The sequence below is a fragment of the Flavobacterium sp. CG_23.5 genome (genome assembly GCF_017875765.1).
Lineage (GTDB): Bacteria > Bacteroidota > Bacteroidia > Flavobacteriales > Flavobacteriaceae > Flavobacterium.
In genome coordinates this window covers 3,524,980-3,539,959 of record NZ_JAGGNA010000001.1, presented here as the reverse complement: position 1 = coordinate 3,539,959, position 14,980 = coordinate 3,524,980, and the positions used below count along the sequence as shown (strand labels likewise).

Here is a 14,980-nt window from a genome sequence, read left to right as displayed (position 1 = left end):
TACATTTATATGAAGCAACTACTATCAATTATATTAATTGCAAGACACATCTCAAGCAAAATGGATTATTGCTACTTATTTGAACACAATTTTAAAATTATATTTAACTCCATACATTTTTAATCTATCTATAAAAGACCGGACAGATCTATTCTTATATATAAACTTGGCTAGGTAATTATAGAACCCAATATCTTATAGCCATCCGCTTCTTCTATTGCTATAACTATACCTTAATGTATTCCCAGAGTTATTCCAGAAATTTGAGTTACATTTTGTAAAAATAATTTAGTACCAAAAACATCGAATACTATCTCATCATATTTTATGAAATGATTCAAAAATCAACTCCAAACTCCTCTTAAATAAATTTTAAATTATTCCTTTATTACTTTTTTGCTAATTATCCCTTTGTCGGTAATTACTTTGATTAAATATACACCGCGTTGAACATTAAATGGAATTTCTATTGTATTAAGATTCGGTACTTTTTTCAAAGTGCTTAATTGTTGACCAATGATATTGTAAATTGAAATTTCTTTGATATCAATTGATTGATTTTTACTAACAAACAATTTCTTTTTTACCTCATTATTGTAAATCATCAGCATTGATTCCGGCAATTCGTTTTCTTTTACAGCTAGTGATTTGTCTGTTTGAAAAGTCAATTCAAAACGAGTATTATAAGTTCCCGCAGGCAAATTGACTTCAGCTGCTTTGTTAGTGATATCATAGTAAATTGCCGTTTCCTTATCGTGTATATATATTTTTTGATTTGCAGGCAAAAATTCTGCACTATCAATGACAAACTGAACATTACCCATTGTATCCGTTTTTACACCTACCGGATATGCTTTGCTAACATCAAATGCACCAACACCTTGAATAGTGTATTCCAAATCATTAATCAGAAAATAGGAATCGTTGGTTTGTGTATCTATTTGATAACCATCATACCCTAAATCCAAACCATCAGTTGCTACATTATTCATAAACCCAATCAACAATTGTCTGTGATGATTATTAGCGGTATTGAAGCCTAACCTGATTTTTGGATTATAATCATTATAAACCGGATCATTAGAATTATCTGTAAAGCGATCAACAGTAGTTATTTCTGTCTTTTTCTTAGGACTAAATTTAAACAAAGTATTAGAAATTGGAGCAGACAAATCATCAATATCATTTTCCTTAACAAAAGAACGCTGATTATTATTGAATACAATATCTCCCGAACCTGTACTACTTGCATCTCTATATACAAAAAATCCTTGACCAACAGGAATGTACTGGTATGGTAATTTAGAAGCATTTCCCAAGCCAGCAATCCCTAGTGGAACTTCTGGACCAACAGAACCTGTTAAAGTCAATGTAGCATATCCACCTGTATAACCAGCTAAAAAATGGGTGCTGTTATCGGGCGCATGTTGCCAAAAATATAGGGTTCCATCAATTACGTCAGTAGTGTTGTATCCACCAATATTTTCTCCAGTAATTAAAATATTAGGTTTAATATTATCTTTAATAAATTTAAAACCATCTAAAGCCGAAGGATAAGGATTTCCTACCAAAAATAAGTTATCCGCCAAAACAGAATTGCCATTTATTGGTCCATTGTAAGGTTTTCCCACAAATGTATAATTCTGAGTTGTAGTGTTAGCCCCATCCCCTTTTGAAGTAAATCCTTGAGACGGACGGATCTCCTGTGTTTCATCAAAATGTACCCAATCGGCATATTCTGTACCGTTTTCAAATTTAAACAACCAATATCTGGCTAAACTTAATGGTGAAGTACTTCCATCTAAGCCTGCTACCCAGTTTATATCAGTAGGAGTTGATGTGGTTCCAGATTTAAAAACACCAGTAATCGTGTAATTTTTATTATTAAAACTTGAATCTACTGGTCCTACTGGGGATGACCAGTAATTATAATTAAATTTATTAGCAGTTCCCTGTTGATCTCTTTTTATAAAGCCTTTACTCGTTGGGTCTAGTTCGCTATCAAGGCTCTGTACTAATTGGGAGCGGCCTTTTAAGTCAATTAATCCATCTAATTTTAAATAATGAGAAACTTCAATTTTGGTTCCGTCAGTTTGCAACCCTGAAGAAGATGCTGCTGTCAGAGTTTTATAAGTTGTAGCATCAGTCCCTTCAACAAATAACCCTAAGACCGTTTTGTTTCCTATGGAAGTAATATTGTGTTTGATATTTACGATATTTCCATTAACAGATTTGCTATTATTGATTACAGAAATATCATTTGGAATTGTTTGCACATCCCCATTTTTCCAGGTAGCAGGTAAACTCCATGCGCCATCAGCTATAGTTTCATATGGTAGAGGAGCCGTCTGCGTACTAAGTAACTGTTTATTTTTATTTAAATATTTAATCCTCAAAAAATTTCGCTCACCAGTCAAACCTTCGACAGTGGTACCATAAAAAACATTGAAGTCATAGTACGCGACAAGTAACGACCAATCAACCGTTTTAAATTCATTTTTGGTAATGCTTTGTGGTAACACTTTACCGCTGACTTTACCATCAGAATATTTTTCCATCTCCTGATTCATCAAATAATTTATTTGATTAGATGTTAATGCCATATCCCAAATATTTATTTGGTCAATTTCACCTAGAAATGGATTGATGATATTGTTTTTGTCGACATACAAGGCTCCTACAGAGAACCTGTTAAAATTAGGAGAAGGATTCTGTAAATTAAAACTAGCATTGTCTTTTACCCCATCAATATATAAATCTGCTGCCCCATAATAGTAAACGGCTACTACATTATGCCATTTGCCATCAGCCACAGCCGTTAGAGAGGTAAATCGTGGAACACCATCCCAGCAAGCCTCAACCTTATGCGCGGCATTCAATCGAATTTGCAACTCATTTCCTTTTCCAAAAATCGTCCTATAAGCAGTGCTGGCACCATCATTTCTAATCCAGCAACCCACAGTAAAAGCACCACTCTTTAGATTTAATGCATATTCCCCAACTAAGAAGTCTTTATCCGTAGTACTTCCGGTGATATTTACTAATTGCTTAACTTCATTTCTTTGCGCTACTCCAAGTGTAAAATACTTGGTTCCATCAAAATCATACCATGTTTGATAACTTGCAGTTCCTTGCTTATCTAGTATAGGATTACCATATACATCTTTACTAATCTTAAGTGGAATAATATCAATTATATCAGAATTTGTGAAATTTGAATTATCCGCTACAATTAAAACGTATTCCTCAGTAACAGCTTTAGGTAAATTAGAAAAAGCAGTTTCAGGTATTCCTACAAAAACATTTCCTACATCACCATCGACATCATTCTTAGTTTCTACAATTTTCCATTTTTTATTAATGCGGTTGGCAGTAGTCGTAATTCCTGGAGCAATGGTAACTGTGTTGCTCCCTGCTATGGCAAAAGTACCATTATCAGAGCCCCACACTAGGAAATCGCGGTCTTTTTTAAACTGATTTATATTACCATTATTAGTTGTAGCAATTACTCCCAATCCGATAGTCAATGCATTGACATCATTACTACTTTTGGATTGTTTTTGGTATAGATCAGAAGCCACATCTTTACCTATTCCAGCAATGTTATAATTAAATCCCGCATTTGTAGTTGTATTCCATATAATTGAGCCGGCAGAATCTAGATAATTAGTACTCGTACCATTAATTCCTAGGGTAATACCGTATTTAATGGCCAAATACGATTCGATTTTAGGTCTATTCCCATCTAAAACTCGTGAAGCATAAGAGATAATTTCTGCTACTCTTCCGTTTAAATTTCCATTTGCACCACCGCTATTGATGTTTTTACCAATGTTATAAGGTGTTCCTTTAAATAAATTAGGAGTTACGCTAGTGTCAGTAAATCCCAGGTTAGCAAAGGCTACTGTATTGGTAATCGCCCCTTTAATATTAGTATTGAACAGCATTTCAACACCGTCACTAGCTGTGATGGTTTTATTGCGAGTGTTGATAATTCCAGCAATGGAATAATCTCCTGAACTGTCGGCTACACTATAATGATTCCCTACATTTTCTTGCCATTGGCCAAACCACACACGCTCATTTGCATAACGTGAGGTGAAATTTCCAAGACCAATTCCAGTATGTTCCCCCGTCACTATTGGGTAGGAAGGATTTGCCGCAGAGGTCCCTGATATAATGGTCATAGGTGCAGTTGATCCATCAATGGTTACATCTGGCTGAACAACGACAAATGTCTCATGTGTGTAATAACCATTATCAATGTTATACATAAATTGATTAGTAGTTGCGTCATTCTTAAATTTGACAACAGGATTGTAATTAATATTATTGCTCGTATCATCTAGAAATGTAGGCATATTAGCAGCAGTAGTTTGTGATGCGTCCTTCCCGGTTGACCCTAAGTCTTTCCAAAGTGAAACTGCATAATTTGTCGTTACTGCACTTCCTGAACTTATTCCTCTATTGGATTTTAGCCACAATCTGAAGTCCGGATTTCCTCCTCCAGGTCCATTGATATTAGGGTTGTAACCTTCACCACTAACCACAAAAGTATACGGACTTTTACTGGTGTCATTGCTAGGTATGCTAATTACGGCATACTTTATCCCTGGTGAAAGCGGCAAAAATCTTATTACAAAATAAGAGTTAGCTCCCGGCTGAATTATATTATTTGACGGCGTGCCGGCGGCAGAAGGATAAGGTGTTGGAGCAACAACAATAGCAAAGTCAGTAGATTGTACTCCTGTAATAGGATTATAACCAAAACATGTAAGAGCCCCCAAATCCAAAGGACAAGTCCCTGTATTCGTGATTATATAATTTCTAGTCGCGAAATTACCTACAGTCTGTGTTCCAAACAGCGTTCCGTTAGTAGATGTGGCCACAGTTTGACCATTAGGAACCGTTTGAGTAGGCGATCCGCCCAATACGGAAATGGATGGCTTATTGCTATAAGAAAGTATAAATGAAAATTCTGGATAATTCTTAGCGTTTGAATGAATTGTCAATACGGAACCCGTAAAAGACCCACATTGTGTGTTTAATTTTCTGACTTTGAAGGTCGAAGGACTATCTTTTTTGATATTAAAACCTGGCCTATTCAACAACATAAAGTCGGTACCAGTTATTGTTACCTCTGGATTACTAAGAACAAGAGACGGATTTCCGCTAGTAGTTGGAACATTTGTTATAGTAAATTCTACAATGGTACTCGAACCAAAGTCTACTGTTGATCCATTTAAGATTTCTATTCCGTTACCATAATAGACATGAATGGCTTGGCTAGTCCCTTGAGAAAAAGCCATTAAAGACCAGAGAAGTGCAAATGCAACTAGAATATTTTTTGGGTAGTTTTGTTTCAAAGTGGTATTTTTTTTGTGCAACAATTAAATCTATTTTATGGCTTAAAATTAACACTTTTAATACGAAATGCAAAAATAAATACAAAATTAAACCGATTAAATACAATATTAATCGACTAAGTACACTAATTCATCATTTTTATTACCTCGTGACTTGTTTAATGTACTGACATTCAGCCTAATGATATAATTCACCAATATTAAGAATCATAAATATATTTATTAACAATTCAGCTGTTTGTTTTAGGATTTCTAATTTGGTCTGAAGAAAAACAAATACAAAATAGGTAAAGACCTACTTTAATGTAAAATTTTAGATTCTGAAAAAATAAAAAACGCTCTTTATCAATCTCAATTTTTGTTAAATTTGTATAAAATTGTTTGTTTATGGAAATTCGAATCGAAGCTGTTCAGGTTGCAGAGTCCTTCAATATGAAAAAATTTCGTACGGAATTTGGTGTGGAAATATATTCGGGTTCCACTTCAGAAGTTTTTTACGCCATGGAAGACACAGGGCGCTTTTTATACGTTTTTGACTATGGCGTAGTAGTATTCGCTAATTATGATGTGCATGCCAAAAGTGAATTGATCCGTTTTATAAAAAATTACGCCACAACCCTTGTGGATTTGGATTTGTTCGAGGAATACCGAATTGAGACGGACGAAAAATTGCAAAAGGTCACCGTAAAAAATAATTACGTCACGGTTCCTCAAATAGATTCTTCTATTTTACGCATTGTAATGCTCAATATTGGGCAATCCGTGGCGCTCGAATATTATGAAGTACTGACGGACGAACTTATTTCATCCTCAAAACATTTTATTCTGCAATTGGAACAACACGGCAAAATCAGTATTTCAAAAACCAATTTACTAAAATACATTGGCAAAGTTTTGAATGTAAAAAACAGTATTGTCGACAATTTATACATCTTGGATGATCCGAACTTAGTTTGGGACAATGAAGAACTTGATTTACTAAACCGAAACCTCAAAGCCAATTTTGATATCAATACCCGTTTCAAAGACCTTGATTACCGCTTGCAAATTGTAGAAAATAATCTGACTCTTTTTACTGATGTTTTGAACGTAAGGGAAAGCTCCCGACTGGAATGGATTGTTATTATTTTAATCGCTTTAGAAATAATGATTGCTTTATTTTTTCATTGATGATAATGCAGTAATTACATTTTTATGAAAGCAATTTTATTTCCATTTATATCTTTAAATCTTCCAAAGTCAAATTAGAAACAACCGATTTATTTTCCTCTAAAATATTGGTATTTAGAGCAAAATCATCACTTTTCTTTATCAAAAGCCAAGCATTTTTTTGTTTGATTTTTAATTTCACTAATGCAAATTCTCCTTTTAATTTCTTCCCTTTAAGAATAAAACTAAGGTGTCCTTTTTGCAAATCTGTTTCTAAAATATTTTCAATTTCATCGTTATTTTTTTGTTCCTCCACTAAAGAATAGGTACCATTATCCCAAACAATAACGGAACCTGCACCGTAATTTCCTTCGGGAATTATCCCTTCAAAGTCTTTGTAACTGTACGGATGATCTTCGACCATAATCGCAAGTCTTTTGTCGGCTGGATTCATTGATGGACCTTTAGGTATTGCCCAACTTTTTAATACACCACCCATTTCCAACCGAAAATCATAGTGCAAATGCGATGCTGCATGTTGTTGCACTACAAAAATCAATTCGGTTTCAGACTTTCCAATTTCACCTTCGGGTTCATTGGTCGCATTAAAATCGCGCTTTTTCTTATATTTATCCAAGGACATAGCAAAATGAATTTATCGTTGTACAAGATGAAATTTATGATGTACATTAATAAAACGACACTCTAGAAAAACAGCATTTAAATAATACAATTTTCTAAAGTTCTTTAGCTTTTTATTCCGTCATTTTCATCTAAATCACTGTGGTTATCACCACCAATACTGTAATAATTATTTTCTTCGTCTTCACTTCCTATATTCTCTTCATCATTATCTAATTCTGAACCAGGTATATCCAAATCTCCGCCAGATACATCGTCTTCAAAATCTTTTTCATTAAATTCCGTGACATTATCTATTTCAACGGGTATTTTCTTTTTCGAAATATCTTCCGGGTTAATATCGCTCTCTTTGTGAAACTTATTATAAATATCTTCACTTGGTGGATATAAAAGAGAATCTGGCACTTTATTTATATCTTCTTTATCTGACTTCATTGCATTATGTTTTGATTTATCAGCTTGATTTTCCATTAGATTTTTTTTTAATTTATTGATTACTAAGTTAACCTTTTTTGTCCAAAAATGCATTTTATTTAACTTTAAAAGAAGAGAAACGGACTAAAACCAAGAGACTAAATCCTGACGGGATTTTTAAAATTAACAATAAATCCAAAAAAATAAGCTCTCACAGTATCAATTCCCTTGTGTCAAAAAATATTTTTGTAGCAGTAGTAGAAAATATCATTTTAGAATCTTGAATCTATTTCGTTTTATAATTTATTTAATGACTTATATCATATAATCAATGCTTTAAATAAGCGACCTTTGAGTAGAACAATTACTGCTTTGCAGTTGAATATCACTTATCTCAATATCATAATTGCATCGGCCTTTAGAAGGGTAAGAATTCAAATTTAGGTCGTCACGATAAATTCATTCTAATAATTGAGGAAATAATATTAAAAAAAATAAAAATGGAACAAACTAAAACAATGAAAGCTCTTGTATATGGCGGACCAGGTAAAATTGAATTAAAAGATGTCCCGTTACCTAAAATTGAAAAAACCACTGATGTACTGGTAAAAATACTTAAAACCACTATTTGCGGCACAGACTTAGGCATTTTACACGGAAAAACCCCATCCGTGAAACCTGGAACGACTTTGGGACACGAAGGAGTTGGCGTAATTGAAGAAATTGGAACTTCTGTTAGAAATTTTAAAAAAGGAGACCATGTAATTATCTCCTGCATCACATCAGATGGTAGTTGCGAATATTGCAAAAAACAAATGTATGCGCATTGTGAAGACGGCGGTTGGATTTTAGGACATCTTATTAATGGTACTCAAGCAGAATACGTGCGAATTCCACATGCCGATAACAGTCTCTATCTTATCCCTGATGGATCTGATGAAGAAGCTCTAGTAATGTTAAGCGACATTTTACCTACGGGACACGAAATTGGCGTGATTAATGGCGGTGTAAAACCCGGAGACACCATTGCGATTGTAGGCGCTGGACCTATAGGAATGTCAGCCTTGCTTACGGCGCAGTTCTATTCTCCTGCTAAAATATATATGATTGATATTGATGAAAATCGGTTGGAAATGGCGAAAAAATTTGGAGCGACCCATACTATTAATTCCACCAAAGAAGATGTTGCAAAAAGAATTAAATCGGAAACCAAGGATGGTGTAGATGTGGCTATCGAAGCAGTTGGAGCGCCAGCTACGTTTGATATATGCCAGAAAATTGTTCGTCCCGGTGGACACATTGCCAATATTGGAGTACATGGAAAACCGGTAGAATTGCAAATTCAGGATTTATGGATTCAAAACATCACTATAACAATGGGGTTGGTAAATACGAATACTACTCCAATGCTTTTGAAAACGGTTTCCTCTGGAAAATTAGAACCTTCTAAACTGATAACTCATCATTTTAAATTAAAAGAAGTCCTTAAAGCCTATGAAGTTTTTGGCAATGCAGGGAAAGAAAAAGCGATGAAGGTAATTATTGAACCCTAAAATCTGTTTCGGATTTTGAATCATTTTTTTTTATTATCATCTAATGATAGTAAGAAAGCAAATCATAATTTCAAGACCATTCCAAGAAGTGAAAAGTAATGCAATCGAGGGGAATTCTCTTTACTCCTACTCGATTACATTACTTCTTTATTTTTAAAATTAAAAGATAATTACCGCTTTATAACTTTAAAATTTATTGCTAATTTAACAACAAAGATAATTGCGGTTGCATTAATTATCGTAATATTGCAATATAAATATATAGCGATGGGAATTACTAAAACACAACATTTTACGGAGGAGCAAAACGAATTGGCTATTCTTGCCAAAGCATTGGGTCATCCGGCTCGTATTGCCATAATAGAACATCTTATAAAAGTTGATAGTTGCATCTGCGGAGATATTGTAAACGAATTGCCTTTGGCACAACCTACGGTTTCGCAACATCTGAAAGAATTAAAGAATGCTGGGCTCATTAAAGGAAATTTCGAAGGCGCATCGATTTGCTATTGCCTTAACGAAGAAGGGTTTGAGAAAATAAAAGGCTTTTTTACCCTGATCAATACCTATTTAGAAAACAAGAAAAACCAATGTTGTTAATTTTTAAATTATAAAAAAAATGAAACTATCAGAAATTAAAAAACAGTTGAGCACGTTAGAAAACGTTGTATTTGTATTGCCAAACGGAACTTATGTTCCAGAACATTTTCACGTAACTGAAGTGGGTTTAATCACTAAAAACTTTATTGATTGTGGTGGAAAAGTCCGTAATGAGAACGTTGTGAATTTCCAATTGTGGGATGCCAATGATTTTGATCACCGTCTTAAACCAAAAAAATTATTGGATATAATTGAATTATCTGAAAAAATACTGGGCATTGAAGATAATGAAGTAGAAGTGGAATTTCAGAGAGAAACGATTGGTAAATACGATTTGGGTTTTAACGGTACAGCATTTACCTTATTAAACAAACAAACCGCTTGTTTAGCTGAAGACCAATGTGGCATTCCAGCAGAAAAACAGAAAGTGAAATTGTCTGAGATTTCAAACCAAACCAATAGCTGCACTCCTGGTGGCGGCTGTTGCTAATTCTTTAAAATAATAAAATGACTTTAACCAAAACCATTCTATTCCCGGAAATTGAAAAAGCAATCCTTACTTTAGATTTAAAAAGCATAACAGCAGAACGTAAAATTATTTTGCAACCGCTTGTTGATTTTATCCAAAACAAAGTTTCCAACCAACAAGAAGTTAGGCTGAACTTCATTTGTACCCACAATTCAAGAAGAAGTCATTTGTCACAAATTTGGGCGCAAACAGCAGCAGCTTATTTCAATATAAAAAATGTTTTTTGTTATTCGGGTGGCACTGAAGCGACAGCATTATTCCCTATGGTTGCAAAAGCATTGGAGCAATCCGGATTTAAAATTAAAGCTATTTCTGAAGGAAATAACCCAATTTATACAATAAAATATGGGGAGAATGAACATCCAATTATCGGTTTTTCTAAAACGTATGATGATAATTTTAATGCTCAAAGTGAATTTGCGGCTATACTGACTTGCTCACAAGCGGATGGCGGTTGTCCTTTTATTGCAGGAGCCGAAAAGCGGATTCCAATCACTTTTGAAGATCCAAAAGCATTTGATAATAAACCACAACAAGCCCAAAAATATCAGGAACGCAGTTTGCAAATTGCAACCGAAATGTTTTTTGTATTCTCTCAAATAAAATCTCAATAATGGCCGCTAAAAAAAGATTAAATTTTCTCGATAGTTACCTTACACTTTGGATATTTCTAGCAATGATAATTGGGGTTTGCATAGGATATTTCATCCCTTCCAGTAGCAGTTTTATCAATTCCTTTTCAAGCGGTACGACCAATGTTCCTCTAGCAATCGGGTTAATATTAATGATGTATCCGCCATTGACTAAAATTGATTTTTCGAAAATTCCTTTAATGTTTGAAAAACCAAAATTACTGACCGCCTCTTTCTTAATCACCTGGATTGTAGGTCCATTTTTAATGTTTTTATTAGCAACATTTTTTTTGAAAGATTACCCGGAATACATGACTGGTTTAATCATAATTGGAATTGCACCTTGTATCGCCATGGTAATTGTATGGAACGAATTAGCCGAGGGAAATCGGGAATTAACCGCAGGTTTAATTGGAATAAACAGCTTACTTCAAGTCCTCTTTTTTAGTTTATACGCTTATTTCTATTTGGAAATCATGTTGCCATTATTTGGAATAAAAGGTTTGGAATTAAATATTACAGTTGCTGAGATTGCAACGACAGTCGGAATTTATTTAGGAATTCCATTTGCACTAGCAGTAATTAGTCGCTATACCATCAAAAAATTCATTGGTGACAAATGGTTCAATCAAAAGTTTATTCCGTTTGTTTCTCCCATTACTTTGATTGCTTTGCTTTTTACAATTGTAGTCATGTTCAGTTTAAAAGGCGAAATGATTGTTGACTTGCCTTTTGATGTGATTAGAATTGCTATTCCGCTGGTGATTTTCTTTACTATCATGTTTTTCCTGATGTTTTTTGTTTCCAAAAAAATAGGGGCAAATTATAGAGATGCTGTTGCACTATCATTCACTGCATCTGGAAATAATTTTGAATTGGCAATTGCAGTTTCAATCGGAGTTTTCGGAATCAATAGCGGACAGGCATTTGCAGGAGTTATAGGGCCATTAGTAGAAGTTCCGGCTTTGATAATTCTGGTTAATGTCGCTTTTTGGTTAAGAAAAAAATATTATTCTAATTAAGTTTTAGTAATTTATAAAATAGAAAAAACCCAAAATTAAATAGATTTTGGGTTTTCTTATAATAACTAAAAGCAGCAATAAACTATTCTACCGGTAAAATAAGTGTTGAAGTGATTGCTTCTAATACTTCAAAAGCTGTTTCTGCCATCTTATTTCCTTTGGTGTCCAATAATGGATTTACTTCCACAAATTCGATACAAACTACCTTTTTTGACTCAATAATTTGATTGATAATTGTAATAATTTCGTACTGATCAAATCCTTTAGGAACTGGCGTTCCAGTTCCATAAGAAATCATATCACAATCCATCGAATCCACATCAAAAGAAATATACAATCGATCGCAGTGCGACAACTTTGACAACGCTTCTGTAACACATTTTTCAAGACCTCGGTAGCGCACTTCGGCCACCATATAATTCCTGATTTTTAATTTTTCAATTTGCTTGTCTTCAGCTTCTTCTGTATCACGAACACCAAAGTAAACTAAATTTTCAGCAAGTATTTTAGCACCGTCGCAGCCAATATTTTTCATATCTTCCCAATGCTGTTGCGTTTCCGCAGGAACTTCATTATTCTGACAACTTAAATTATCGTCAGCAATGGCAGCAGATAAAGGCATTCCGTGAATATTTCCAGAAGGCGAAGTGTATGGCGAATGCAAATCCGCATGGGCATCAATCCAAATAACACCTAATGTTTGTTCTGGATAAACCGCTTTTATCCCGCTTATTGTCCCTAACGCCGAAGAATGATCTCCTGATAACACTATTGGAAAAAAATTAGCCGTTAGATTTTTCTTTACCGCATTAGAAACCCGAGTGCATTGTTCTACAACGTGCTCAATTCTTTTGGCAGAAGTACTTCGGTTTTTATCATATATGGATTCGTTATGCGTTTTTACATCTTCAAATTCAAATTGATTAAAATAATCACTGTTTTGATTGATTGCTGCAATTTCGATTGCATCAATACCCATATCGGAACCTCTTGTTCCTGCACCAATATCGGATCTGTTTTTTATTAATTTTATTGCTTTTTCCATTGTAATAACCATTATCTGAAATCGTTTAAGGCCTTTTCAATAATCGCAAGACACTCGTGAATTTGAGTTTCGGTAATCACTAATGGCGGAGCAAATCGAATTTTATTTCCGTGTGTTGGTTTTGCCAATAGACCATAATCTCTAAATTTCATACAAATATCCCAAGCCAAATCGGATTCCTCGTCACTATTAATCACAATAGCATTTAATAATCCTTTACCACGAACCAATGTAATTATAGGATTTCTTGAAGCAATGTCGTTAAGACCTTTTCTCAAAATAACTCCTAATCTTTCAGCATTTTCCGCCAAATTTTCTTCTCTCACAACTTCAAGTGCAGCAATGGCAACGGCCGCTGCAACTGGATTTCCACCAAAAGTTGATCCGTGTTGTCCTGGTTTGATTACATCCATAATCTCGTTATTTGCCAAAACAGCCGAAACCGGATAAACACCACCTGAAATGGCTTTACCTAAAATAAGGATATCTGGTTTTACTTCTGGTTTATTTTCGCAACCTTTTTTACAATCACAATTCCCACAAGTCGCCAATAATCTTCCGGTACGAGCAATTCCTGTTTGAACTTCATCTGCAATAAATAAAACGTTGTGTTGTTCACAAAGTGCTTTGGCTTTCGCCAAATAACCTTCGGTAGGAACGTAAACACCAGCTTCTCCCTGAATTGGTTCCACTAAGAAACCTGCTATATTTTTTGTTGATTTTAAAACATTTTCCAATGCGTCAATATCATCGTATGGTATTTTTATAAATCCTTCTGTAAACGGACCAAAGCTTTTACGTGCATTTTCATCATTCGAAAACGAAATAATAGTAGTGGTTCTTCCGTGGAAATTGTTTTCACAAACTATTATTTGTGCTTGATTTTCAGGAATTCCTTTAACTTCGTACGACCATTTTCTACATATTTTTAAAGCAGTTTCTACTGCTTCAGCTCCCGTATTCATTGGTAAAACCTTATCGAAATAAAAATATTTCGTCATGAATTCTTCATACGGACCCAATTGATCGTTATAAAAAGCACGTGAAGTCAAAGTAAGTGTTTGCGCTTGTTTAACCATAGCACCCACAATTTTAGGATGACAATGTCCTTGATTAACCGCAGAATAAGCAGATAAAAAATCAAAATATTTCTTTCCGTCAATATCCCAAACATGTACTCCTTCTCCTCTTTCCAAAACTACCGGTAAAGGATGGTAATTATGAGCACCGTATTTATTTTCTTTTTCTATCAACTCGTTAGACTTTGAAGAAAGTGTTTGATCAATGTGTTCCATGACTTTATATTTTTTAAAACTTTGAAACAAAAATAACTAATATTTTTTATTTTACAAGAATATTTGATAATTTTGACTTACTTTTAATTAAAAAAAGTTAAATTTACTTTTATTTGTACGAAATTAAGTCATTTTACAATATTTAATGAAATGATTTTCGCCCAATAATATAAAAAATAATAATTACTTTTATACTTCTAAAAATACCCTTACAACTTAAAAATAAATTCCAATGGACGCATTAGATGAATTCGATATAAATATCATTAAAGAATTGGAAAAAGACGGCCGAATGGCGTATTCAGCAATTGCCACTGCTTTGAAAATATCCAATACAATGGTTCACCAGAGGATAAACCGATTAATCGAACAAGGAATAATCGTGGGGATAAAGCCCATTATAAACGAGAAAAAAATAGGATATGACTGGGCCTCATTCACTGGCATCACTTTAAACAAAGACCAGGATTCGAATCGAATTATTGAAGAATTAAAAAACATTCCAGAAATCACAGAATGTTATTATGTAACGGGCTCTTTTACGCTATATATAAAAATTGTCGCGCAAGACCATGAGCACATGAGAAAGATTCTTTACGAAAAAATAGACAACATTCCCGGCATTTCAAAAACAGATTCTATCATAGAGTTGGGATGTGCTTTTAAAAGAAACATATCGCTTTAAAAAGAAATAATTTGGTGTCATTCCAAAGATTAAAGGAGTATTTATAAC

At 33.9% G+C, this 14,980-nt stretch carries 12 protein-coding genes; 7 read left to right on the top strand and 5 right to left on the bottom strand.

Going from position 1 to position 14,980, the window contains the following annotated elements:
• Positions 1-377: 377 nt before the first annotated feature.
• A complete protein-coding gene (locus H4V97_RS15170; RefSeq protein ID WP_209550165.1) occupies positions 378-5,366 on the bottom strand; it encodes a LamG-like jellyroll fold domain-containing protein in 4,989 nt (1,662 codons plus the stop codon).
• Positions 5,367-5,753: 387 nt separating this feature from the next.
• Between H4V97_RS15170 and H4V97_RS15165 the strand changes: the two genes are divergently transcribed.
• Positions 5,754-6,536: an RMD1 family protein gene (locus tag H4V97_RS15165; protein ID WP_196849219.1), complete on the top strand. Its 783-nt coding sequence runs from the start codon at positions 5,754-5,756 to the stop codon at positions 6,534-6,536.
• A gap of 46 nt (positions 6,537-6,582) precedes the next feature.
• Here the strand turns inward: H4V97_RS15165 and H4V97_RS15160 are convergent, their stop codons facing one another.
• The gene (locus H4V97_RS15160) at positions 6,583-7,158 is read right to left on the bottom strand and encodes a DNA polymerase ligase N-terminal domain-containing protein (protein WP_196849218.1); all 576 of its coding nucleotides are present in this window, start codon (positions 7,156-7,158) and stop codon (positions 6,583-6,585) included.
• A gap of 104 nt (positions 7,159-7,262) precedes the next feature.
• Complete coding sequence (locus H4V97_RS15155; protein ID WP_196849217.1) at positions 7,263-7,628, bottom strand: hypothetical protein; 366 nt, start codon at positions 7,626-7,628, stop codon at positions 7,263-7,265.
• A gap of 443 nt (positions 7,629-8,071) precedes the next feature.
• Between H4V97_RS15155 and H4V97_RS15150 the strand changes: the two genes are divergently transcribed.
• From H4V97_RS15150 to arsB, 5 genes are all read left to right on the top strand, one after another.
• Complete coding sequence (locus H4V97_RS15150) at positions 8,072-9,124, top strand: zinc-dependent alcohol dehydrogenase family protein (RefSeq protein WP_231385389.1); 1,053 nt, start codon at positions 8,072-8,074, stop codon at positions 9,122-9,124.
• Positions 9,125-9,391: 267 nt separating this feature from the next.
• Positions 9,392-9,724, top strand: coding sequence for an ArsR/SmtB family transcription factor (locus H4V97_RS15145; protein WP_196849216.1), 333 nt, complete (start codon positions 9,392-9,394; stop codon positions 9,722-9,724).
• Positions 9,725-9,743: 19 nt separating this feature from the next.
• Complete coding sequence (locus tag H4V97_RS15140) at positions 9,744-10,214, top strand: DUF6428 family protein (protein WP_196849215.1); 471 nt, start codon at positions 9,744-9,746, stop codon at positions 10,212-10,214.
• Between the two features lie 17 nt (positions 10,215-10,231).
• On the top strand, positions 10,232-10,867 hold the full coding sequence (locus tag H4V97_RS15135; protein ID WP_196849214.1) for a low molecular weight phosphatase family protein: 636 nt from the start codon (positions 10,232-10,234) through the stop codon (positions 10,865-10,867).
• On the top strand, positions 10,867-11,907 hold the full coding sequence (gene arsB, locus H4V97_RS15130) for an ACR3 family arsenite efflux transporter (RefSeq protein ID WP_196849213.1): 1,041 nt from the start codon (positions 10,867-10,869) through the stop codon (positions 11,905-11,907). Before H4V97_RS15135 ends, arsB begins: the two co-directional genes overlap by 1 nt.
• An 82-nt stretch (positions 11,908-11,989) precedes the next feature.
• Here arsB and H4V97_RS15125 read toward each other — a convergent pair whose 3' ends face one another.
• Together H4V97_RS15125 and rocD are read right to left on the bottom strand one after the other, a co-directional pair.
• Entirely contained in the window at positions 11,990-12,964 is a 975-nt protein-coding gene (locus H4V97_RS15125; protein WP_245345247.1) for an arginase, read from the bottom strand.
• Positions 12,964-14,247 carry an ornithine--oxo-acid transaminase gene (rocD, locus tag H4V97_RS15120; RefSeq protein WP_196849212.1) on the bottom strand — a complete coding sequence of 428 codons (1,284 nt, stop codon included), beginning with the start codon at positions 14,245-14,247 and terminating at the stop codon, positions 12,964-12,966. Before rocD ends, H4V97_RS15125 begins: the two co-directional genes overlap by 1 nt.
• Positions 14,248-14,479: 232 nt before the next feature.
• On the opposite strand from rocD, the gene H4V97_RS15115 reads away from it, so the two are divergent.
• Positions 14,480-14,932: an Lrp/AsnC family transcriptional regulator gene (locus tag H4V97_RS15115; protein ID WP_196849211.1), complete on the top strand. Its 453-nt coding sequence runs from the start codon at positions 14,480-14,482 to the stop codon at positions 14,930-14,932.
• Positions 14,933-14,980: the final 48 nt, after the last annotated feature.